Genomic DNA, 22,395 nt, shown 5'->3' with positions numbered 1-22,395 from the left:
TCAGTTCCCCGCCTTCGTGCGCAGTCGGGAGATCAGGATCCGCAGGCCCCCGATGAGCAGGAGGAGCAGGAGCATGACCCAGGCGATGGCGGAGGCCTGGCCCAGCGCGCCGGTCACCCAGCCCTTCTCGTACATCAGCAGGCTCAGGGTCTGGAACTGGTTGCCGCTGCCGCCGCTGATCCCCACGCTGCCGCCGAAGAGCAGCGGCTCGCCGAACAGCTGGGTGGCGCCGATGGTCGAGACGACGGCGGTGAAGAGGATCGTCGGCCGGATGGAGGGGACGGTCACGCTGAGGAACTGGCGCAGGCGCGAAGCCCCGTCCAGCGCCGCGGCCTCGTACAGGTCCTGTGGTACGGCCTGCATCGCCGCCAGATAGATCAGCGCGTTGTAGCCCGTCCAGCGCCAGGTCACGATCGTCGAGATCGCGATCTGCGCGGGCCACTTGGAGGACTCCCAGTCGACCGGCGCGAAGCCGGCCCAGCCCAGGACCGTGTTGATCAGACCGTAGTCGGTGTTGAAGAGCTGGGCGAAGACGAGCGTCGCCGCCGCGATGGAGGTGGCGTACGGGGCGAGGACCGCGACCCGGAAGAAACCGCGGCCGCGGAGCTTGTGGTTGAGCAGATGGGCCAGGCCCAGGGCCATCAGCAGCTGGGGCACGGTCGAGAGCAGACCGATGGTGAAGGTGTTGGCCAGCGCGTTCCAGAAGAACTCGCTGGTCGCCAGGGAAGCGTAGTTCTCCAGTCCCTTCCACTGGGCCCGGCCGCCGAGTTCTACCCGGTGCAGCGAGAGCCAGCCCGTGTAGATCAGGGGGAAGAGCCCGAAGGCGGCGAAGGTGAGGAAGAAGGGGGCGACGAAGACGTACGGGACGGCCTTCAGGTCGAGGCGGTGCAGGGTGCTGCGCCAACCGCTGCGGCCGGGAGGCCGCCGGCCGGGGGAGCCGGGGCCGGCGCTGCGGCGCCGAACCGGTGCGGCGGGCGGCGCGGAGCCGTCGCCCGCCGCCCGTACGGAGGTGGCCACGGGGGCGTCCTTCCAGGTCGATGCGTGCGGTGCTGCGAGGGTGCTGGTGATCGACGGCCCGCCTCACCGGGGGAGGCGGCGGGCGGCGGGCCGTCACGGCTGCCCGCGCTACCGGTCGATCTTGTCGGCGACCAGCTTCCGCACGTTCTCCCAGGCCTTCGCCGGATCGGTGCCCCGCTGCTCGATGTCGAGAATGCCGTTGTCGGTGAGGAAGGTCTTCACCTGGCCGTCCCAGCGGCTGATCGGGGCGGGCGTGATCCCGGCCGCGGCCTGCGAGTAGATCCTGCCGACCGGGGTGTCCCCGAAGTACGGCAGCTTCGCGTCCTGGACCGCGGGGGAGGCGAGGGTGTCCTTGGAGGACGGGATGTTGCCGTTCACGCCGAAGACCTTGGCGTGCTGGGCCGGAGCGGTGAGCCAGGCGGCGAGTTCGGCCGCCTCCTTGACGTGTTTGCCCGACTTCGGCACGGCGAGGAAGGAGCCGCCCCAGTTCCCGGCCACGGGCGGCGCGGCGATGTCCCACTTCCCCTGGTTCTCCGGTCCCGCCTGTTCCTTGATGATGCCGGTCATCCAGCTGGGGCAGGCGACGGTGGCGAAGCGCGAGTTCTTGAAGGCCGCGTTCCAGGTGCCCTTCTCGTCGAACTGGCGCAGCTTGGCCGTCAGTCCGCCCTGGGCCGCCGCCACGGCGGTGTCCCAGGCCTTCCTCACGCCGGGGCTGTTCTCGTAGTCCAGCTCCCCCTTGGCGTTGGCGTACTGCACGGCCTCGCTGGAGATCACCGCGTTGAACAGCCCGCCGGCGGAGTCGTGGAACGCGGTCCCGGCAGGGGCGTTCTTCTTGTAGGTCTCCCCGGCCGCCAGGAACTTCGCCCAGTCGCCCGCCCAGAGCTTGGCGACCTCCGTACGCTCGGTCGGCAGCTTGGCCTGGGCGAAGAGGTCCTTGTTGTAGCAGATGGCCATCGGGCCGATGTCCGTGCCGAGCCCGATGACCCTGCCGTCGCCCGTGGTGGCCTGCTTGACCTTCCAGTCGAGGAAGGCCCCCAGGTCCGCGCCGCCGGTCGTGCCGAGGTCGACCCACTTGTCCGCCATGGCCGGGCCGGTGGCCTCGGCGATGTAGCCCACCTCCAGAGCCTGGATGTCGGCGAGGCCGCTGTCGCGGGAGAGACGGAGCTTGAGGGTGTCCCAGTACTTCTGGCCGTCCGCGACGTTCGATTCCTCGATCTTGATGTGGGGGTGGGACTTCTCGTACGCGGCGTAGAGCTTCGCCCCGGTGGCGTTGTCGTAGCCGAAGGAACCGTAGGTCGCGATCCGCAGCGTGATCTGTCCGCCGGCGTCCGCGTCGGCGTTCCCGCCGCCATCGCCTCCGCAGCCGGTGAGCAAGGCCGCGGCGGTGGCCGCGGCGACGGCCGTGATGGGCGCGGTGCGGCGGCCGCGGCCCCGTCTGCTACTGGAAGTGCGCATTCCACTCTCCTCGTCCAAGGCGGTGCTGGTCGTGCGCAAGGGTCCGGCGGCTCGTTCGCGGCTCGGCGAGCACCGCGCGGACCTGAAGCGACGTCTGGTGCGCCCCGATCGATGGGAGCGCTCCCACGCCGCTGCCGGAAGGTTCCTGCCTGGCGGGCGTGAGTGTCAAGAGGTGAACACGGATTCCTGTGTGGTGTGTTGGGGCATTCAGGGGTAATGTGGGAGCGCTCCCATGACGCTCCGGTGGCGCTCCTCGGCGTAAGGTGTGCCGCGCGACGCGGCAGGGTCCATCGTGCGCGCCGGATCCACCGGATCGGGGCCGACGCGGAGTGCGAGGCGCGAGGGGAGTGCGAGAGGCGTGAGCGGACAGCGGAACGGCAGGCCGACCCTGGAAGAGGTCGCGGCCCTGGCCGGCGTCGGCCGCGGCACGGTGTCCCGGGTCATCAACGGCTCGCCGAGGGTGAGCGAGCAGACGAGGGAAGCCGTAGCCCGCGCGGTCGCCGAGCTCGGGTACGTACCCAACCAGGCGGCCAGGGCGCTGGCCGGCAGCCGGACCGACGCGGTCGCCCTGGTCATCCCGGAGACCGAGGCCCGGGTGTTCTCGGAGCCGTACTTCCTGGACCTGATCCGCGGAGTCAGCGCCGAACTCGCCCAGGCGGACAAGCAGTTGCTGCTCACCCTCGTCCGGACCGAGGCGGAGCGGCGGTGGTTCGAACACTACCTGGCCGCCCAGCGGGTCGACGGCGTACTGCTGGCATCCGTCCACGGGGACGACCCCCTGCCCGACCGGGTGGCGCGACTGGGCCTGCCGGTCGTCATGAACGGACGGCGCTCCGAGGCCGAACCGGTCGACTACGTGGACTCCGACAACGTCGGCGCCGGCCGCGCCGCCGTCGCCCACCTGGTGGGCCGGGGCCGCGGCCGGATCGCGACCATCAGCGGCCCGCTCGACATGTACGTGGCCCGCGCCCGCCTCGGCGGCTACCGCGCGGGCCTCACCGAGGCCGGGCTCGCCCCCGAGGAGTCGCTCGTGGCGACCGCGGACTTCACCGAGGAGGGCGGCAGGCGGGCGATGCGCGCCCTGCTGGAGCGTGCCCCCGGGCTGGACGCCGTCTTCGCCGCCTCCGACGTGATGGCGGCCGGAGCACGCGGGGTGCTGCGCGAGGCCGGCCGACGGGTCCCCGAGGACGTGGCCCTCGTCGGCGTCGACGACTCGGTGGTGGCGCGCCTGATGGATCCGCCCCTGACGAGCGTGCGCCAGCCGATCGAGGAGATGGGCCGCACGATGACGCGGCTGCTCCTGCGGAAGATCGCCGAGGGGACCGGAGCCGGTGCGGCGGCCGGGGAGGAGCATCGGCGGGTCCTTCCCACGGAGCTGGTCGTGCGGGATTCCTCCTGAGCGGTGGGGGTGCGCCGGTTCCGGGCGCTGCCGGGGCCCGGGCGCGGGCGGGCCGGAGCCGTACGGGACCCGGGTGGCTCCGTACGGCTCCGGCCCCTTCACCGGCGGTCCGTCACAGGGCCGGGTAGGCGTTCTTCATGAGTTCCCGGAACTGGGCGGAGAACCACTGTCCGGCGAGCGGTGCGTCCGGGAGCGCGCCCGACATGCTGTTGCCGTTGCGGACGTTGCCCGTGTAGGTGGGGTCGCACATCCGGTCGAAACCCTTGCCCTCGTTGTTCGGGATCTCCTTGCTCGCCCCGTCCGACTCGCCCGGCGGCTTCATCCACACGTAGGCGTCGATGCCGGGGGCCGGCGCCGCCTGCGGCCGTTCGCCGAGCCCGGCTCCCGCCTGGTTGCACCAGTTGCCGAGGTGGATGCGCCGGTCGTAGCGCCCGCCGTTGACGTAGGAGTCCACGCTGGTCGTCGCGCCGGGGCCGGTCGGGCGGGCCGTGCCGCCCCAGCCGTTGCGGGAGGTGTCGATGAGCATGCCGACGCCGGCGTCGAAGCCCAGCGAGACCGCCTTGGCCCGCATGGCCTGGGCGTAGGACAGCTCGTCGGTGTAGCGGTTCCAGTCGACCCACTTCGACTGGCGTACGGAGGTGCCGCCCACCGAGTCGTCGATCGTGAAGTGGTCCTCCTTCAGCGCGCTGAAGTTGGCCGTGTTCACGATGAAGCCGTGCACCTTGGAGAGGGTGGAGCCCTCGGCGGTCGCCGCCTGCTTGAACATCTCCGCGGAGGCGGTGAAGTTGTCGTCCCAGCCGAGCCAGCCGTGGTGGCCCGCGTCCACGTAGTTGTAGACGTTGGCGATCGAGCCCAGCTTGTTGAGCGCGTAGCCGACGCCCTTGATGTAATTGCCGTTGGCCTTCATCACGTCGCAGGCCGGGACGGCCGTCGGGCGGCCCGAGACGTTGGTGACGAGGTTCGGCAGCGAGTCGATCTCGACGGCGGTGACGATCCGCAGGCCGGCGTACTTGGGATCGGCGAGGATCGCGGCGATCGGGTCGATGAACTGCGTCTTGTACTTGTCGATCTCGGTCGGGCCCAGTTCTCCGTTGGAGGCGAGCGCGGAGCAGTCCCGTCCGGGCAGGTCGTAGATCACCAGCTGGACGACGAGTTCGCCGCTGCCCTTCTGCGCCAGGGCCGCGTCGAGGTGGTCGCGCAGGCCCATCTTGCCGCTGGTGCCCGTGACGAGGGCGATGCGGTCGAGCCAGACGGCGGTGGGCTGGTTCGACACCCTCGTGCCGCCCGGCTCGGCGGCCGCCTTGGCGGACCATTCGGGGTTCACGTACACCCGGGCGCCGGCGTAGGGGTTGTCGACCTTGCCGCCCGAGGGCGGGGGCGTCGTGGGCGGGGTCGTCGGGGGAGTGGTGGGGGGCTGGGTCGGATCGGTGGCGCCGTTGCAGGTGACCCCGTTGAGCTTGAAGGCCACGGGCACGGCGTTCGTGCCGTTGTGGGAGGCGTTGAACCCGAAGGACGTCGAACCGCCGGTGGCCAGCGACCCGTTGTACGAGAGGCTCTTGGCCGTCACGGCCGCCCCCGACTGGGTGATGGCGGCGTTCCAGCCCTGGGTGACCTGCTGGCCGGATCCGTAGGTCCACTCCAGGGTCCAGGCGGCGACGGGGTCTCCGGTGTTGGTGACGACCACGTTGGCACCGAACCCGGTGTTCCACTGGTTCGTGATCTGGTATTCGACCTTGCAGCCGGCGGTGGCGGCGCCGGCGGGGGTGCCGAAGACGGTGGCTGTGGCGCCCGCGGCCGTGACGAGGCCGAGGGCCGCCAGTAACGCGGTGCGGGGGATGATGCGGCTCATTTCGCGGGGTGCCTTTCAGGTCGGGCGCGCAGGCGGGGGCCCGGCGCCGCTGGGGGGCGTTCCGTCGAACGGGGAGGGCACGGGCGTCGGAACCGGGCCACGGCCTGGCCGGGAGCGCATGTCCGCGGGTGGGGCGCCGTCCTGGCCGTGGCACGGAGTGACCGTGCGCGACTCGCAAACGAGTGGGAGCGCTCCCACTGTGCGGACGGCGCCCAGCCGCGTCAAGGTACGGGGAGGACCGAAAGCATTTCGCTCGGGAATTCCCCCACCCCTGTCCCCGGTTCAGAACCCCAGTGCCAGCCGGTGGTACGCCTGGTTCCATCGCAGCTCGCGACGGAACTGCTTCGGGGTGGTGCCCTCTTCGATGAGGAGGAGCTCCAGGCGGAGCATTTCCGCGAGGTCGTCGAGGTGGTCGGAGGTCAGGGCGGTGCTGAGGACGGTGTGGTGGGGTCCGCCGGCCGTCAGCCAGGATTCGGTGGAGGTCCGCAGGTCCGGCCGGGGCCGCCAGACCGCGCGGGCGACGGGCAGGGCGGGCAGCGGATGCGGGGGTGTCACGACGTCGACGTCGTTGGCCACCAGGCGGAACCGGTCGCCGAGGTCGGCGAGGCCGACCACCACGGCCGGGCCGGGGGCGGCGTCGAACACCAGCCGGACCGGGTCCTCCCGCCCGCCGATGCCCAGGGGGTGGATCTCGCAGCGGGGCCTGGCGGTCGAGAGGGTGGGGCACACTTCCAGCATGTGTGCGCCGAGGATGAGCTCGTTGCCCGGTGTCATGTCGTAGGTGTAGTCCTCCATGAAGGAGGTACCGCCGGGGAGGCCGGTGGCGGCCGCCTTGAGGGCGCGCAGCAGGACGGCGGTCTTCCAGTCGCCCTCCCCTCCGAAGCCGTACCCCTGGGCCATGAGCCGCTGGACCGCGAGGCCGGGCAGTTGGCGCAGTCCGCCCAGGTCCTCGAAGTTGGTGGTGAAGGCCCGGAAGCCGCCCGTCGCGAGGAAGGTGCGCAGGCCGGCCTCGATGCGGGCCGCGTAGCGCAGCGACTCGTACCGTTCGCCTCCCCGTCGAAGCTCCGGCGCCAGGTCGTACAGGTCCGCGTACTCCTCGACGAGCGAGGCCACCTCGCTCTCCTGGGCGTGGTCGACCACCTCCGCCAGGTCGTTGACGGCGTAGGTGTTGACGGAGACGCCGAGGCGCAGCTGGGCCTCCACCTTGTCCCCCTCGGTGACGGCCACATCGCGCATGTTGTCGCCGAAGCGGGCGACCTTGAGGGTGGCCAGTTCGGCGCGTGCGGCGGCCGCCCGCGCCCAGACGGCGACCCGTGCGGTCGTCACCGGGTCCGTGACGTGTCCGGCCACGGTCTTGCGGGGCACCCCGAGTCGGGCCTGGACGTGGCCGAACTCGCGGTCGCCGTGGGCGGCCTGGTTGAGGTTCATGAAGTCCATGTCGATGGTGTCCCAGGGCAGGGCCACGTTCGACTGGGTGTGCAGGTGCAGCAGCGGCTTGCGCAGCGCGTCCAGTCCGGCGATCCACATCTTCGCCGGAGAGAAGGTGTGCATCCAGGCGATGAGCCCGGTGCACCGGTCGTCGGCGTTCGCGTCGAGGCACAGGCGGCGGATGGCGTCGGCGTCGGTGAGTACCGGCTTCCACACGACACGTGCGGGAATGCCGGAGGCGTCGTCCAGCGCGGCGGCCAGGTGCCGCGACTGTTCGGCGACCTGTTTCAGGGTCTCCTCCCCGTACAGGTGCTGGCTGCCCGTGAGGAACCAGATTTCCTGGGCGGGAGACGTTCGGCTGGGCACATGGACTCCTGGAGGTGACGTCCCGCGGCGCGTCGAAGCGGGCGGGCGGGGAGGGCGGAAGGCGGCGCGGATCAGTTCGCCGTGTGGGTGGTGTCGCGGATGCGCCGCAGGCGGTGCAACTGGCCGTCGGCGGCGAAACGGTCGTGCAGGAGCCGGTATTCGGCGTAGAGCGTGTCGTAGGCATCGGCCCGGGAGGCGTCCGGCGTGTAGACGGCCGGAAGCCGGCGGCCCATGGCGGCGCCGGCCGTCCGTACGTCGCCGTACGCGCCCGCGGCCACGGCGGCGTGGATGGCCGCCCCCAGGGCGGGTGCCTGGTCCGACGCGGCGAGGGAGACCGGGCGGCGCAGCACGTCGGAGTAGATCTGCATCAGCAGTTCGTTCCTGGCCAGTCCGCCCGCGACGATGAACTCGCGCACCGGTACGCCGCCCGTCTCCAGGGCCTCCACGATGACGCGGGTGCCGAACGCGGTGGCTTCGAGCAGCGCGCGGTAGACGTCCTCGGGGCGGGTCGCGAGGGTCAGACCCGCGATGACTCCGGAGAGGTGGTGGTCGACGAGGACCGACCGGTTTCCGCCCAGCCAGTCGAGGGCGACCAGTCCGTGGCCGCCGACCGGCTGGCCGGCGGCCTTCCGGGTCAGCAGGGTGTGCAGGTCCTCGTCGCGCTCGGCCGCTTCGGCGAGGTAGTCCGGTGGGACGCCCTGGTCCAGTACCCAGGCGAAGATGTCGCCGACCGCGCTCTGTCCGGCCTCGTAGCCGTAGGTCCCCTCGACGATCCCGCCGTTCACGACACCGCAGATGCCGGGGACGTCGGCGAGGACGGGTGCGTTCACGACGTGGCAGGTGGACGTGCCCATGATGGCGAGCAGCTGGCCGTCCTCCACGGCCCGGGCCGCGGCCGCCGTGACGTGGGCGTCGACGTTGCCCGCGGCCACGGCGATCCCGGGGCGCAGCCCGGTCCAGGCCGCCGCCTCGGTGGTGAGCGAACCCACGCGTGAGCCCAGCGCGGAGAGCGGGAAGGCGAGGCGGGTGCGGGCGAAGTCGGCGAACCGGGGGTTCAGCCCGGCCAGGTACTCCTCGCTCGGGTAGGCACCGTCCTGGTGGATGCCCTTGTATCCGGCGGTGCAGGCGTTGCGGGACTCGGTTCCGGTGAGCTGCCACACGATCCAGTCGGCGGCCTCGATCCACCGCGCGCAGGTGTCGTACACGAGCGGATCCTCCTCCAGGACCTGGAGGGCCTTCGCGAACTGCCACTCCGCGGAGATCCGGCCGCCGTAGCGGGCGATCCACTTCTCCCCGCGGGCGTGGGCGAGTTCGTTGATGCGATCGGCGTACGGCTGGGCCGCGTGGTGCTTCCACAGTTTGGGCCACGCGTGCGGCCGTCCCGCGAGCTCCGTCTCGGCGAGGGGGGTCCCGTCGGCCAGGGTGGGCAGGACGGTGCAGGCGGTGAAGTCGGTGGCGATGCCGATCACCGCGGCCGGATCGACTCCGGCCGCCGCCACGGCCGCCGGGACGGCGCGGCGCAGGACGTCGCGCCAGTCCTCGGGGTGTTGCAGGGCCCAGTCCGGAGGCAGTGGTGCACCGCCGTGCGGCAGGTACCGGTCCATCACGCCGTGCCGGTAGGTGTGGACCGCCGCCGCCAGCTCCTGCCCGTCGCGAATCCGCACCACCACGGCGCGGCCCGACAGGGTGCCGAAGTCGACACCGACCGTGTACCGCTCCGGCTCCCCGGAACGGGGGGTGGGCGTGAGGAGGTGGGGTGACGTCAACTGAGTGCCTTTCGAAGGAGCGGTGGTGTCGGACGCCATGAAGTGTGAGCGCTAACAATGCCGAGGGGCAAGAGGGTGCCGCCAGATCGCTTGCTGCGTCACTCGATGCCGCATCGGGCGTGATAACAGACAGGTAACGTGCGCAAGAGGGTTGAGAACCGCACTTGTTAGCGCTCACAATGCGACGGCTCCCCTTCTCGACGGCACACCCCGAAAGGACACCCGTCATGGCTCGCAGAGCAGTCCTCGTCCTCACCGCCGCGCTCCTCGCCTCCTCGGCGCTGACCGCCTGCTCGACCCAGGGCCCCGCCGCCGGCCCCGCCCCGGGCCCGGCCACCGGGGCCAAGGCGGGCTCCGGAGGCAAGATCACCATGGGCTTCGCCCAGGTCGGCGCCGAGAGCGGTTGGCGTACCGCCAACACGAAATCCGTTCAGGAGGCGGCGAAGAAGGCCGGCATCGAACTCAAGTTCTCCGACGCGCAGCAGAAGCAGGAGAACCAGATCAAGGCGATCCGCACGTTCATCCAGCAGAAGGTCGACGTGATCGCCTTCTCCCCGGTCGTGGAGTCCGGCTGGGACACGGTGCTGAAGGAGGCCAAGGACGCGGGCATCCCGGTCATCCTGACCGACCGCGCCGTGGACACCAAGGACACCTCCCTCTACAAGACCTTCCTGGGCTCGGACTTCGTCAAGGAGGGCAGGTCGGCGGGGGAGTGGCTGACCGCCGCCTACGCCAACCAGCAGGGCCCGGTCAACATCGTCGAACTCCAGGGCACCACGGGCTCCGCACCCGCCAACGACCGCAAGGCCGGCTTCGCCGACGCCATCCGGGCCGACGGCAGGTTCAGGATCGTCGCCTCCCAGTCCGGCGACTTCACGCGGGCCAAGGGCAAGGAGGTCATGCAGGCGTTCCTGAAGTCCCAGAAGAACATCGACGTCCTCTACGCCCACAACGACGACATGGCCCTCGGCGCCATCCAGGCCATCGAGGAGTCCGGCAAGAAGCCCGGTACGGACATCAAGGTGATCTCGGTGGACGGGATCAAGGACGCCTTCGTCGCGATGACCGAGGGCAAGATCAACGTCGTGGTGGAGTGCAACCCGCTCCTCGGTGACCAGCTGATGGAACTGGCCAAGAAGGTCGTCGCGGGCGAGAGCGTGCCCGCCCGGGTCGAAACCCAGGAGGGCGTGTTCCCGCAGGACAAGGCCGCGGCCGCGCTGCCGTCCCGGAACTACTGACGCGCGGCGGCCCCCGCCGCCGCCCGAGCCCGCTCCACCCCCACACGAGAGGAGGGCGGATGACACCTCCGTCCACCCCGCCGCCCACGGGCGCCGGCGCCCCGCGGCCGGTCCTGGAAGCCCACGGCATCCGCAAGCGGTTCCCGGGCGTACTCGCCCTCGACGGAGTCGCCCTGCGGCTCTTCCCCGGCGAGGTGCACGCCCTCATGGGCGAGAACGGCGCCGGGAAGTCCACCTTGATCAAGGTGCTCACCGGTGTCCACCCCGCCGACGGCGGCACCGTCCTCGTCGACGGCCGGCCCCACGCGTTCACGGACCCCCTCCAGGCGCAGCGGGCCGGAATCAGCACCGTCTACCAGGAGGTCAACCTCTGCCCCAACCTCTCGGTCGCCGAGAACATCCTCATCGGGCGCGAACCGCGCCGGTTCGGCCTCGTCCACTGGTCCGCGGTGCGGCGGCGGGCGGCCGAGCTGCTGACCGAGCTGGAGCTCGACCTGGACGTCGCGGGCCTCCTCGACGCGCATTCCCTGGCGGTGCAGCAACTCGTCGCCATCGTCCGGGCGGTGGACGTCTCGGCGAAGGTGCTCGTGCTGGACGAACCCACCTCCAGCCTGGACCGCGAGGAGGTGGCCCAGCTCTTCAGGCTGGTGCGGCGCCTGCGGGACCGCGGGGTGGCCATCCTGTTCGTCACGCACTTCCTGGACCAGGTGTTCGACCTCTGTGACCGCGTCACCGTCCTGCGCGGCGGCCGGCTCGAAGGCGAGTACCCCATCGGCGAGCTCACCCCGGTGACACTCGTCCAGCGCATGATCGGCGGAGAACTGGCCACCCTCGACCAGCTGTCGGGCCGTGCCCACGAACCAGGGGCCGAACGGGCGCCCCGCGAGCCCTTCCTCCGGGCCCGACGGCTGACCCGCAAGGGCTCGATCGAACCCTACGACCTCGACATCCACGCCGGCGAGGTCATCGGACTGGCCGGCCTGCTGGGCTCAGGCCGCACCGAGGCGGCGCGCCTGCTGTTCGGCGCGGACAGCGCGGACGGCGGAGAGGTGACCATCGAGGGCAGGAAGGTGCTCCTGCGCAGCCCCCGCCACGCCATCGCCCGGGGCATCGCCTTCTGCTCCGAGAACCGCAAGGCGGAGGGGCTGGTGGGCGAGCTCACGGTCCGCGAGAACATCGTCCTCGCCCTCCAGGCCGCCCGCGGCTGGACCAGGCCGCTGACCCGGGCGAAACAGGAAGAACTGGCCCGGCACTGGATCGAGGCCCTGGACATCCGCCCCGCCGACCCCGAAGCACAGGTACGCCACCTCAGCGGAGGCAACCAGCAGAAGGTCCTCCTCGCGCGCTGGCTGCTCACCGACCCCCGGTTCCTGATCCTCGACGAACCCACCCGGGGCATCGACATCGGGGCCAAGGCCGAGATCCAGAAACTCGTGGCCCGCCTGGCGGACGAAGGCACCGCCGTGCTGTTCGTCTCGGCGGAACTCGAAGAGGTCCTGCGCCTGAGCCACCGCATCGCCGTCCTCCGCGACCACCGCATGGTGGCCACCCTGGCGAACGACGACACCGTCACGCCCGAACGCCTCCTGACGACCATCGCCACCGGAACGGACTCATGACCCCCCAGCCCGCCACATCCGGGGCCGCCGGCGGCCCCGGCCGGCGAACGGCCGGCCACCGCCTGCTGTGGCCCGCGCTCGTCCTGCTCGCCCTGCTCCTCGGCAACCTCGCGTTCCACCACGACTTCTTCTCGGTCCGGGTGCGTGACGGCCACCTCTACGGCAGCCTCGTCGACATCCTGCGCTTCGGCGCGCCCCTCGTCCTCGTGGCGCTCGGCATGACCCTCGTCATCGCCACCCGCGGCATCGACCTCTCGGTGGGTTCCACCGTCGCCATCGCCGGCGCGCTCGCCTGCGGACACCTCTCCACCGCGGCGCGTCCCGGCAGCGTCGCCACCGCGCTCACGGCCGTCGCCCTCGCGCTCGCCGTCGCGCTCGTGCTGGGCCTGGCCAACGGACTGCTGGTGTCCGGTCTGGGGGTGCAGCCCATCGTGGCCACCCTGATCCTCATGGTCGCGGGCCGCGGCGTCGCCCAGCTGATCACGGACGGCCAGATCATCACCGTGACCAGCGCCCCTTACAAGATGATCGGGGGCGGCTACTGGCTGTTCCTCCCGTTCGCCGTCCTGCTGGCGGCCGTCCTCGTCGTGCTCACCTCCTTCGTCACCCGCCGCAGTGCCCTCGGCATGCTGATCGAGTCCGTCGGCGGCAATCCCACCGCCAGCCGCCTGGTGGGCGTCCGGGCCGGCGGTCTGCTCGCCCTGGTCTACGTCTTCAGTGCCCTGTGCGCCGCCGTCGCCGGGCTGATGATCAGCTCGAACGTCTCCAGCGCCGACGGCAACAACGCCGGCCTGTGGATCGAGCTCGACGCGATCCTCGCGGTCGTGATCGGCGGGACCGCCCTGACCGGAGGGCGCTTCTCCCTCGGCGGGACGGTCCTGGGCGCCCTGATCATCCAGACCCTGTCCACCACTGTCTACACCCTCGGCGTCCCTCCCGAGACGACTCTCGTCTTCAAGGCCTTCGTCGTCGTCATCGTCTGCCTCGTGCAGTCCCCGGTCTTCCGGGCCAAGGTCGTCCGCCGCCGGGTCCCCTCTCCCCGATCCCCCGCCACGGCGGGCACCACCCCGCAGCAGGAGCAGGAGGTACGAGCATGAGTACCGGCACCGTAAACGCCGCCGCGCGAACGGCCCGCACCTTCGCGACCGTTTCGCCGCGTGCCCGGACCCGTATCCCGCTGATCGTCACCGCGGTCCTGCTGACCGTCATGTTCGGCGTCGGATCCGTGCGCTACGAGGGCTTCCTCTCCGCGCAGGTCGTGCTGAACCTGCTGATCGACAACGGATTCCTGCTGGTCGTCGCGGTCGGCGCGACCTTCGTCATCCTCACCGGGGGCATCGACCTGTCCATCGGTTCCATGGTGGCCCTCTCGACCATGATCACCGCCTGGCTGGTCGAGTCGCACGGCTGGCCCCTGGCCGCCGTGATCCCCCTGGTCCTCCTGGTCGGCGCAGGGAGCGGGGCGCTCATGGGCTGGATCATCCACACCTTCGAGATCCAGCCGTTCATCGTCACCCTGGCCGGCATGTTCCTCGCCCGCGGGCTCTGCTACACGATCAGCACCGAATCCATCACGATCAACGATCCCGTCACCGCCGGAGTCGCCCAGACCAGGCTCTACGGCCCGGGCGGACTGTTCGTCTCGATCCCCGTGCTGATCGCCCTCGCCGTGCTGGTGACCGCCTTCGTCGTCCTGCACCACACGCGATTCGGCCGCAACGTCTACGCGCTGGGCGGCAACGAGTCCTCCGCACGCCTGATGGGTCTGCCGACGGGCACCACCAAGATGGCCGTATACGGCGTCAGCGGCCTGTGCTCCGCGCTCGGCGGCCTCCTGCTGACCTTCTACACGCTCTCCGGCTACGCCCTCCACGCCCTGGGCATGGAACTCGACGCGATCGCCGCCACCGTGATCGGCGGCACGCTGCTGACCGGAGGCTCGGGCTTCGTCCTGGGCACCGCTCTCGGCGTGCTGGTCCTCGGCATGATCCAGACGCTGGTCAACTTCCAGGGCACCCTCAGCTCCTGGTGGACCCGGATCGTCATCGGTGCCCTGCTGCTCGTCTTCATCGTGCTGCAACGCCTGATGGGCGGCCGCCGGCCCACCACGCGCTGACGCCGGGCCGCGGGCCGTGCCCGGAACGGGCGGCGCCGCGACCGCATCCGCCGTCCGGTGCCGTGGGGGCTCCGGACCGCGGCCTGCCGTCTATGACCGCCCGCTCCGCACGGTACTTCCGTTCACCTCGGCGGGTCCTCGCCCGTGAGCCCGTCGACGGATTCACGGATGAGGTCGGCGTGACCGGCGTGGCGGGCGTACTCCTCGATGAGGTCGAGAAGAATACGGCGGAGGTTGGGGCGTTCGCCGTTACGGGCGGTGTAGGCGCCGAGTTGGTCCAGCCCGCCCGCGCTGAGCGCCTGCTCGACGATGGCACGTGAACGGGCCACCGATTCCTGCCAGAGCGCGCGCAGCTGCTCGGGGGTGTCCTCGGCTGCGGACCGGTAGTCCCAGTCGGGCCGGCTGTCCCAGTCGACGCCGTCCCAGGGAGCACCGACGGGGGAGCCGAGCCACAACCGGGCGAAGTGGCTGTCCTCCACGTGGGCCAGGTGCTTGAGGAGGCCGCCCAAAGTGATGGCGGACGTGCCGAGCGAGGCGCGAAGCCCGGCGGCGTCCAGGCCGGAGCACTTCCAGGCGACGGTGGCCCGCTGACGTTCGAGGGCGCCGAGGATCGCTGCGGCCTCGGTGCCGGCGAGGGGAGGTTCCGGCCACGTTTCGGTCTGGCTCTCGATCATGGCTGTAGACCTTAGCGAACGGGCTGACAGCGCAGCCGGCGGGGGGACGGCAACGACCCGCTCGCCCACGATCCGCTGGACACGCCGCAGGCCCGTCCGGTACGGCGGCGCCCCGCCGAGGCGGTCATTCGCCGGGGAGGGCGATCCTGCGGGCCGTGCTGGCGCGCACGATGAGCTCGGGCGCCACCACCAGGTGCGTCGGCTCGTCGGCCCGGCCCTCGATGTGGTCCAGGAGCAGACCGATGCTGTCGCGGCCGAGCGAGGCGAAGTCCTGCCGGATCGTCGTCAGCGGGGGCGGGAAGAACTCCGCCTCGGGGATGTCGTCGAACCCGGCGACCGCCACGTCCTCGGGCGTGCGCAGTCCGGCTTCCCGCAAGGCGCGGAGCACACCGAGGGCCATCTGGTCGTTGGCGACGAACACCGCCGTGAGCCCCGCTCCTCCTCGTGACGCCCGGACCCGCCCCGCGAGCTGCTGGCCGGCCTGGTATCCCGACAGGGGACTCCAGTCGCCGCGCAGCAGGGGCGGCACCTCGGCTCCGGCGTCCCGCAGCGCGTCCTCCCAGCCCTGGGTGCGGGCCTCGCTCTCCAGCCAGTCGGCGGGGCCGGCGACATGCCAGACGGTGGAGTGGCCCGAGGCGAGGAGATGCTCCGTGATCATGCGGGCGCCGAGGTTCTGGTCCAGCGACACCCCGGGCAGCGCCAGGGTGTGGCCGCCTTCCACGGTGACCACCGGGCACGGTGCCTCCAGCGCCGCGAGGGCCCTCACCGCGGCGCGCTGCGGAGTGACGGCGACGATCCCCTCCACCCCCCACCCGGCGAGGTGCTGCATGGCTTCGGCGAGGGCCGTCTGCGTGGCCGTCCGCAGCGTGACGGCGGACGTCAGGTAGCCGCGGTCGCGAGCCGCCTCCTGAACGCCCGCCACGGTGCTGGCGGGCCCGTGCAGCGTGGTGTTCACGGCGATGACGCCCAGCGTGTGGGTCCGGCGCGTGGCCAGGGCCCGGGCGGCCGAGTTGCGGCGGTAGCCCAGCTGCTCGATGACCTGCGTCACCGCGGCCCGGGTCTTGGCGCTGACGTTCGGGTGGTCGCTGAGCACCCGCGAAACGGTCTGGTGGGACACGCCTGCGACGCGCGCGACGTCCGTCATCGTGGGCGCTCGCGAGACGTCCGGGAGCTGGGTCAACTCTCTTCCTTTCCTCATCGAGCGGCCTTCCCCCAAGGTACCGAACCGGCCGCGGGACGGTCGGCGGGGTATCGATGTTGGCGCTCACATTATGCAGCGTTCTCTGCGGGATGTGAGCGGGAATCTCCTCGTAATCCCTTGAGCTTATCGCTTGTTAGCGTTCACAATCTCAAGCGGGGCCACCGCAGCCCATCCGCGGTGCCGGCGCGGCCCCCGATCAGTCCAGCCGGCGGAAAGACGGTGAGAGTGCAGTGAGCGAGACCCACCTCAAGAAGCTCCGCCGCGAGGTCCTCGCGGCCAACCTTCGTATCCCCGAGGCCGGGCTGGCCACTCTCACCTGGGGAAACGTCAGCGGAGTGGACCGGGACGCCGGCGTCTTCGTCATCAAGCCGTCCGGGATCTCCTACGCCGACCTCACCGAGGAGGACCTGGTGGTGGTGGCGCTGGAGGACGGGAGGGTCGTCGAGGGGCACCTCAGGCCTTCCACCGACGCCGAAACCCATCGGTGCCTCTACCGGGCGTTCCCCTCCATCGGGGGAGTCACCCACACGCACTCGGTGCACGCCGTCGCCTTCGCCCAGGCGCGCCGCCCCATCCCCATGCTCGGCACCACGCACGCCGACACCTTCAACGGGCCCGTCCCCGTGACGGAGGACCTCACCGCCGAGCAGTGCGCGAAGGACTACGAGTACAACACCGGCCAGGTGATCGTCGCCCGGCTCGGCACCGACCCCCGCCGGGCCGAAGAGGTTCCCGGAGCGCTCGTCTCACGGCACGGCCCCTTCACCTGGGGCGCCACCGCGAAGGCCGCACTGGAGAACGCCGTCGTCTGCGAGGCCGTGGCGGAGATGGCGCTGCACACCCTGGCGCTGGGGTTCCGCCTCGGGGGCGTCTCCGAGCCGCCGAGGCACCTTCTGGAGCGCCACTTCACCCGTAAGCACGGACCGGACGCCTACTACGGCAACGCCCCCCGCACCGGGGGAAGCTGAGACCGCACGCCGACGAGGGGTGCGGGAGGGGAGCGCCACCTCGTCGGCGTGCCACGGGTGTCCGGACGGCCCCGCGCGACGTCGATACCACGGTGAGCGGCCTTTGAGTCCGCCTGCGCTGTGGCGCATCAACTCCCCTCAACGCAAGGACACTTGACGGTCCGTCCGGCTGCTGGCTTGATTGGGAGCGCTCCCACACCCCAGCCTAGGAAGGCTCCACCCGTGCCTCCTGCCACCCCCGCGCGCGGCGTGCCCCGCCGCGCGGCCGCCGTACTCGCCGGCTTCGCGCTCGCCGTCGGCGGCCTGTCCACGACCGCCCTGACCGTTCCGGCAGCCGCCGCCGCCCCCGTGGCCGCCGCTGCCGACACACCCGTCCGGGTCAACCAGCTCGGCTACCTCCCCGACGGCCCCAAGCGGGCCACCGTGACCAGCGCCGCGACCACCCCCCTCGGCTGGCAACTGCGCGACGCCGCAGGCGCGGTGGTCGCCTCGGGCACCACCACCCTGCACGGCGCCGACCAGGCGTCCGGCCAGTCCACGCACCTGGTGGACTTCGGCGCGTACACCGGCACCGGCACCGGCTACACCCTCGGCGTCGACGGCCGCACCAGCCACCCCTTCGCCATCTCCCCGTCGCTGTACGACGCACTGCGCGCGGACAGCATGTCGTTCTTCTACCAGCAGCGCAGCGGCATCGCGATCGACGCCGCCCTGGCCGGCGGCAGCGCCTACGCCCGCCCCGCCGGGCACCTGGGCGTCGCCCCGAACAAGGGCGACAGCGACGTCCCCTGCCAGCCGGGGGTCTGCGACTACCGCATCGACGCGCACGGCGGCTGGTACGACGCGGGCGACCAGGGCAAGTACGTCGTCAACGGCGGCATCTCCGTCTGGGAGATGGTCAACTCCTTCGAGCGGGCGCGCCGGACGGGCGGCGACGCGGCGCTCGGCGATGCGACGCTGCGGGTGCCGGAGCGCGGCAACGGTACACCGGACGTGCTGGACGAGGCCCGCTGGGAGCTGGAGTTCCTGCTGCGGATGCAGGTTCCCGCCGGGAAGCCGATGGCCGGGATGGCCTTCCACAAGATGCACGACGCCCAGTGGACCGCCCTGCCGACCCGGCCCGATCTCGATCCCGAGCAGCGCGAGCTGCACAAGCCGTCGACCGCCGCGACGCTGAACCTCGCGGCCTCGGCCGCGCAGTGTGCCCGGGTGTACGCGCCGTACGACAGCGCGTTCGCCGCGCGCTGCCTCGACGCGGCCCGCCGCGCCTGGTCGGCCGCGAAAGCCAACCCGAACGTCCTCGCGCCGGCGAGCGACAACACCGGCGGCGGCGCGTACGAGGACGCCGACGTCTCCGACGAGTTCTACTGGGCGGCGGCGGAGCTCCTGGCCACCACCGGGGAGTCGCAGTACCGGGACGCCGTCACCTCCTCCCCGCACCACACCAAGCCCGTCGACGGGTTCTGGTGGGGCGGCACGGCCACCCTCGGCCGTATCACCCTGGCCACCGTCCCCGGCGTGGGCCTGCCCGCCGACGACATCGCCCGGCTGCGCGGTCTGCTCACCACGGCGGCCGACGGCCACCTCTCCACCATGGCCGGACAGGGCTACCCGGTGCCGCTCCCCGCCACCGGGTACGCGTGGGGCTCCAACAGCTCCGTCACCAACAACGCGATGGTGATGGCCGTCGCGTACGAACTCACCGGCCAGCAGCGCTACCGGGCCGGAGCACTGGAGTCCCTGGACTACCTGCTCGGCCGCAACGCGCTCGACCTCTCCTACGTCACCGGCTACGGCGCACGCCACTCCGAGAACCAGCACCACCGGTTCTGGGCACACCAGAACGACGCCTCACTGCCCCACCCGCCGGCCGGCTCCTTCGCGGGCGGCCCGAACGCGGCGCTGGAGGACCCGGTCGCCAAGGAGAAGCTCCAGGGCTGCGCGCCGGCGGCGTGCTACGTGGACGACATCGGCTCGTACTCCACCAACGAGGTGGCGATCAACTGGAACGCGTCGCTGGCCTGGCTGGCGGCCTTCGCCGCCGAGCGGCGCGGCGCCCCGGCGGTGCCCGTGGTCCAGGTGGCACCGGCCGCCGTGACGGTCCCGGAGGGCGGTTCGGCGGCGGTGGGCGTACGGCTCTCGGCGGCGCCCGCGCGCGATGTCACGGTGACCGTGGCCCGGACCTCGGGCGACCCGGATCTGTCCGCGGCCGCGACCCTGGTGTTCACCCCCGGCAACTGGGCGACGGCGCAGCAGGTACCCGTCTCGGCCGCACAGGACGCCGACGCGTCGCCGGGCAGCGCCACGTTCACGGCCGGCGGCCCCGGCGTCCAGTCGGCGACGTTCACGGCGACGGAGGCGGACGACGACACGGCGGGGGCCTCCTGCACGGTGGCGTACCGGATCGACAACGCCTGGGGCAACGGCTTCACGGCGACGGTCAGCGTGCGGAACACCGGCACCTCGGCGGTCTCCGGCTGGACCCTCGGCTGGAGCTTCGCGGGTGACCAGCGGATCGGCAACGCCTGGAACGCCACGGTGAGCCAGTCGGGCAGCACGGTCACCGCCCGGGACGCCGGGTGGAACGCCACGCTGGAGCCCGGCGGCAGTGCGAGCTTCGGCTTCCAGGCGACGTATTCGGGTACCAACGCGCCCCCGGCGCGCTTCACGCTCGGGGGCGCGGTCTGCTCCTGAGGAACCGTGCCCCGGCGAGGGTATCGCCACCCTCGCCGGGGCGGGCTTCAGGTGCGGGTCCAGCGCTGGTTGCCGCCGTTCGAGCAGGAGTAGAGCTGGATCAGGGTGCCGTTGGAGGTGCCGTTGCCGACGGCGTCAAGGCAGAGGCCGGACTGGACGCCGACGATGGATCCATCGGAGTTCAGGCGCCATTTCTGGTTGTCGCCGCCCCAGCAGCCGTAGATCTGGACCTTGGTACCGTTGCCCGTGCCGGCGGCGTCCAGGCACTTGTCGCCGTAGACCCTGAGCTCGCCCGCGGCGGTGTAGGTCCACTGCTGGTTGCCGCGGTTGTTGCAGTCCCACAGGTCGAGCCGGGTGCCGTCGGTGGTCACGCCACCGGGCACGTCAAGGCACCGGCCCGAACCTACGCCCTTGACCGGCCCGGAACCGGGTGAGGGGGTCGGGGTGGAGGAGCCGGCGCCGTTCAGCGCGCCCAGCACGGAGGTGTAGGCCGGCTTCTTGTTGCCGTTGCCGTCGAACAGCAGCGGCGACTGCTCCGACCGCCACGAGTCGGTGTCGCGCACGCCCCAGACGGTGATGCCGAGGCAGCGCGGGACGGACAGGCAGTCGTTGGCCACGTTGGCGTAGGCCGTGGCCGGGGCGCCCTGGACGTCGAGTTCGGTGACGGCCACGTCGACGCCGAGGGCGGCGAAGCTCCGCAGGGTGGTGCGGAAGTTGCTGTCGTAGGGGCTGTCGTTGTTGAAGTGGGACTGGAAGCCGACGCAGTCGATCGGCACGCCGCGCTGCTTGAAGTCCCGGACCATGGCGTACACCGCCTGGGTCTTGGCCCACGTCCAGTTCTCGATGTTGTAGTCGTTGTAGCAGAGCTTGGTGCCGGGATCGGCGGCGCGGGCGGTGCGGAAGGCGACCTCGATCCAGTCGTTGCCGGTGCGCTGCAGGTTGGAGTCGCGCCGGGCCCCTGAACTGCCGTCGGCGAAGGCCTCGTTGACGACGTCCCACTGGACGAGCTTGCCCTTGTAGTGGGCCATCACGCCGTTGATGTGGTTGACCATCGCCTGGCGCAGCGCGCCGCCGCCGAGGTTTTGCATCCAGCCGGGCTGCTGCGAGTGCCAGGCCAGCGTGTGGCCGCGTACCTGCTTGCCGTTCTGCACCGCCCAGTTGTAGACGCGGTCACCTGCGGCGAAGCTGAACTGGCCCTGCTGGGGCTCGGTGGCGTCGGGCTTCATCTCGTTCTCGGGCGTCACCGAGTTGAACTCGCGGCCCGCGATCGACGTGTACGCGCCGTCGCCGAGCCGGCCGGAGGCGATGGCGGCGCCGAAGTAGCGCCCGCTCTGCGCGGCCGCGCCACCGAGCGTGCCCTCGGCGGCCTGGGAGGCCGGCGGAGCGGCGAGCACGGCGGTGGCACCGAGGACGGCGACGGCCAGGGCCGCGCGTAATCCCCGGGTCTTGCGGCGGACGAGGGGCGGGGGAAGGGCGTTCGATCCCATGAATGAACCTCCAGGAGAGAGAACAGGGAAGGAAGAGCACGGAAGGAAGGGCACGGAAGGAGTGGAGCGCGGCGTGAAGGGATCCGCGTGCGGGCTCAGTAGCCGTAGATCATCTTGTAGGCGACCTCCGGCAGGAACTGCCCGGCCGAGGAGCCCGCCCCGACGCCGCAGTTGCCGTCGGACTCCCCGGGGATCTTGATCCACAGCAGCATCTCGGCACCGCCGCCACGCCGGCTGGGAGTACCGGTCCGGCGGCCGGCGGGGTTGCACCACTCGCCGTTGGAGCCGTTGCCGTTGCGGCTGGTGTCGATGACGAACGGCTTCGTATAGCCGTACGAGCGCAGCGTCGCGTTGACGGCGTTGCCGTAGGAGGTGCTCTGGTCGGTGGTGAAGTAGTTGGAGACGTTCAGCGCGAAGCCGTGTGCCCCGGCGACCCCGGCGGCGGCGAGCTGTTGCGCCATGGCCGGGGCGCCGATCCAGCCGGCGTTCCCGGCGTCGAGGTAGACCCAGGTGTTGGGGGCCTTGGCGTTGAACTGGGCGATCGCGTACTTCAGCATGGCGTTGCGCTCGGCGATCTGGGCGGCCGTCATGCAGCTCTCGTGTCCGAGGGCGTCGGGTTCGAGGATGACGACGGCCGGGTGGCTGCCGATGCCGCCGGCGAAGGCGGCGATCCAGCTCTCGTAGGCGGCGCGGCTCCCGGCGCCGCCGCCGGACTGACCGGCGCAGATGTCCCGGTCGGGGATGTTGTACGCGACCAGGACCGGCAGCTTGTCGGCGGAGTCCGCGCGGCCGGTGTAGGAGCCGGCGGCCGAGGCGATGTCGCCGCTCCAGTTGCCGAACCAGCGGGCCGCCGGGGTGTTGGCGATGGACGTCCGGATCGCCGCGGCCCGGCCGTCGCCGGGGTTCGCCGCGGTCCACCGCAGGGCGGAGTTGTCGGGGTCGGTGTAGAAGCCGCTGGTCATCGTGGTCGGGTCGGCGGCGTACGCCGGGCCGGCGGGGAGCAGGGCGAGACCGCCGGCGAGGACTGCGGCCAGCAGGGTGGATGCGGCTCGGACGGATGTGCGCATGGTTGGTCCTCCGGTGGGGGGAAGGGGAAGCGCTTCCGGTTGGGGGGAGTG

Annotated in this window: 16 protein-coding genes; 7 read left to right on the top strand and 9 right to left on the bottom strand. The window is 71.5% G+C overall.

The window, feature by feature from the left end; translation table 11 throughout:
- Both ACZ5NJ_RS30275 and ACZ5NJ_RS30270 read right to left on the bottom strand, forming a co-directional pair.
- Positions 1-1,017, bottom strand: coding sequence for a carbohydrate ABC transporter permease (locus ACZ5NJ_RS30275; protein WP_468768943.1), 1,017 nt, complete (start codon positions 1,015-1,017; stop codon positions 1-3).
- Positions 1,018-1,125: 108 nt separating this feature from the next.
- Positions 1,126-2,472 carry an ABC transporter substrate-binding protein gene (locus ACZ5NJ_RS30270; RefSeq protein WP_468768942.1) on the bottom strand — a complete coding sequence of 449 codons (1,347 nt, stop codon included), beginning with the start codon at positions 2,470-2,472 and terminating at the stop codon, positions 1,126-1,128.
- Between the two features lie 358 nt (positions 2,473-2,830).
- Between ACZ5NJ_RS30270 and ACZ5NJ_RS30265 the strand changes: the two genes are divergently transcribed.
- Entirely contained in the window at positions 2,831-3,871 is a 1,041-nt protein-coding gene (locus ACZ5NJ_RS30265; RefSeq protein ID WP_468768941.1) for a LacI family DNA-binding transcriptional regulator, read from the top strand.
- Positions 3,872-3,983: 112 nt separating this feature from the next.
- Here ACZ5NJ_RS30265 and ACZ5NJ_RS30260 read toward each other — a convergent pair whose 3' ends face one another.
- From ACZ5NJ_RS30260 to araB, 3 genes are all read right to left on the bottom strand, one after another.
- Positions 3,984-5,720: a glycoside hydrolase family 6 protein gene (locus ACZ5NJ_RS30260; protein WP_468768940.1), complete on the bottom strand. Its 1,737-nt coding sequence runs from the start codon at positions 5,718-5,720 to the stop codon at positions 3,984-3,986.
- A 282-nt stretch (positions 5,721-6,002) separates the two neighbouring features.
- On the bottom strand, positions 6,003-7,514 hold the full coding sequence (gene araA / locus ACZ5NJ_RS30255) for an L-arabinose isomerase (RefSeq protein ID WP_468768938.1): 1,512 nt from the start codon (positions 7,512-7,514) through the stop codon (positions 6,003-6,005).
- 71 nt (positions 7,515-7,585) lie between these two features.
- Positions 7,586-9,280: a ribulokinase gene (araB, locus tag ACZ5NJ_RS30250; RefSeq protein ID WP_468768937.1), complete on the bottom strand. Its 1,695-nt coding sequence runs from the start codon at positions 9,278-9,280 to the stop codon at positions 7,586-7,588.
- 227 nt (positions 9,281-9,507) lie between these two features.
- On the opposite strand from araB, the gene ACZ5NJ_RS30245 reads away from it, so the two are divergent.
- The 4 genes from ACZ5NJ_RS30245 to yjfF are packed head-to-tail and all read left to right on the top strand — an operon-like array spanning position 9,508 to position 14,253.
- A complete protein-coding gene (locus ACZ5NJ_RS30245) occupies positions 9,508-10,518 on the top strand; it encodes an ABC transporter substrate-binding protein (RefSeq protein WP_468768935.1) in 1,011 nt (336 codons plus the stop codon).
- Between the two features lie 59 nt (positions 10,519-10,577).
- Positions 10,578-12,137, top strand: a complete 1,560-nt coding sequence (locus ACZ5NJ_RS30240; RefSeq protein ID WP_468768933.1) for a sugar ABC transporter ATP-binding protein — start codon at positions 10,578-10,580, stop codon at positions 12,135-12,137.
- Entirely contained in the window at positions 12,134-13,234 is a 1,101-nt protein-coding gene (locus tag ACZ5NJ_RS30235; protein ID WP_468768932.1) for an ABC transporter permease, read from the top strand. The genes ACZ5NJ_RS30240 and ACZ5NJ_RS30235 overlap by 4 nt, the downstream gene beginning before the upstream one ends.
- Positions 13,231-14,253 (top strand): galactofuranose ABC transporter, permease protein YjfF, encoded by a 1,023-nt coding sequence (gene yjfF / locus ACZ5NJ_RS30230; protein WP_468768930.1) that lies wholly within the window; start codon positions 13,231-13,233, stop codon positions 14,251-14,253. Before ACZ5NJ_RS30235 ends, yjfF begins: the two co-directional genes overlap by 4 nt.
- Positions 14,254-14,375: 122 nt before the next feature.
- Here the strand turns inward: yjfF and ACZ5NJ_RS30225 are convergent, their stop codons facing one another.
- Positions 14,376-14,927, bottom strand: a complete 552-nt coding sequence (locus tag ACZ5NJ_RS30225; protein WP_468768929.1) for a DinB family protein — start codon at positions 14,925-14,927, stop codon at positions 14,376-14,378.
- Between the two features lie 124 nt (positions 14,928-15,051).
- Positions 15,052-16,125, bottom strand: a complete 1,074-nt coding sequence (locus ACZ5NJ_RS30220; RefSeq protein ID WP_468768928.1) for a LacI family DNA-binding transcriptional regulator — start codon at positions 16,123-16,125, stop codon at positions 15,052-15,054.
- Positions 16,126-16,358: 233 nt separating this feature from the next.
- Here ACZ5NJ_RS30220 and araD point away from each other — a divergent pair, with 233 nt between their 5' ends.
- Positions 16,359-17,096, top strand: a complete 738-nt coding sequence (gene araD, locus ACZ5NJ_RS30215; RefSeq protein ID WP_468768926.1) for an L-ribulose-5-phosphate 4-epimerase AraD — start codon at positions 16,359-16,361, stop codon at positions 17,094-17,096.
- A gap of 222 nt (positions 17,097-17,318) precedes the next feature.
- Positions 17,319-19,790, top strand: coding sequence for a glycoside hydrolase family 9 protein (locus ACZ5NJ_RS30210; protein WP_468768922.1), 2,472 nt, complete (start codon positions 17,319-17,321; stop codon positions 19,788-19,790).
- A gap of 47 nt (positions 19,791-19,837) precedes the next feature.
- Here ACZ5NJ_RS30210 and ACZ5NJ_RS30205 read toward each other — a convergent pair whose 3' ends face one another.
- Together ACZ5NJ_RS30205 and ACZ5NJ_RS30200 are read right to left on the bottom strand one after the other, a co-directional pair.
- Positions 19,838-21,277: an endo-1,4-beta-xylanase gene (locus ACZ5NJ_RS30205; protein WP_468768921.1), complete on the bottom strand. Its 1,440-nt coding sequence runs from the start codon at positions 21,275-21,277 to the stop codon at positions 19,838-19,840.
- 95 nt (positions 21,278-21,372) lie between these two features.
- Positions 21,373-22,344 carry a glycoside hydrolase family 6 protein gene (locus tag ACZ5NJ_RS30200; RefSeq protein WP_468768919.1) on the bottom strand — a complete coding sequence of 324 codons (972 nt, stop codon included), beginning with the start codon at positions 22,342-22,344 and terminating at the stop codon, positions 21,373-21,375.
- Positions 22,345-22,395: the final 51 nt, after the last annotated feature.

The sequence above is a fragment of the Streptomyces sp. NPDC032091 genome (genome assembly GCF_055580265.1).
The sequence above is the reverse complement of the archived record's forward strand: the minus strand, read 5'-3'. Positions and strand labels throughout refer to the sequence as shown.

Bases quoted from the DNA above. Each gene is read 5' to 3' on its own strand.
- yjfF (WP_468768930.1), top strand. From the start codon at position 13,231: ATGAGTACCGGCACCGTAAACGCCGCCGCGCGAACGGCCCGCACCTTC.
- ACZ5NJ_RS30270 (WP_468768942.1), bottom strand. From the start codon at position 2,472: ATGCGCACTTCCAGTAGCAGACGGGGCCGCGGCCGCCGCACCGCGCCC.
- ACZ5NJ_RS30240 (WP_468768933.1), top strand. From the start codon at position 10,578: ATGACACCTCCGTCCACCCCGCCGCCCACGGGCGCCGGCGCCCCGCGG.
- ACZ5NJ_RS30205 (WP_468768921.1), bottom strand. From the start codon at position 21,277: ATGGGATCGAACGCCCTTCCCCCGCCCCTCGTCCGCCGCAAGACCCGG.
- ACZ5NJ_RS30245 (WP_468768935.1), top strand. From the start codon at position 9,508: ATGGCTCGCAGAGCAGTCCTCGTCCTCACCGCCGCGCTCCTCGCCTCC.
- ACZ5NJ_RS30200 (WP_468768919.1), bottom strand. From the start codon at position 22,344: ATGCGCACATCCGTCCGAGCCGCATCCACCCTGCTGGCCGCAGTCCTC.
- ACZ5NJ_RS30260 (WP_468768940.1), bottom strand. From the start codon at position 5,720: ATGAGCCGCATCATCCCCCGCACCGCGTTACTGGCGGCCCTCGGCCTC.
- ACZ5NJ_RS30235 (WP_468768932.1), top strand. From the start codon at position 12,134: ATGACCCCCCAGCCCGCCACATCCGGGGCCGCCGGCGGCCCCGGCCGG.
- ACZ5NJ_RS30220 (WP_468768928.1), bottom strand. From the start codon at position 16,125: ATGAGGAAAGGAAGAGAGTTGACCCAGCTCCCGGACGTCTCGCGAGCG.
- ACZ5NJ_RS30225 (WP_468768929.1), bottom strand. From the start codon at position 14,927: ATGATCGAGAGCCAGACCGAAACGTGGCCGGAACCTCCCCTCGCCGGC.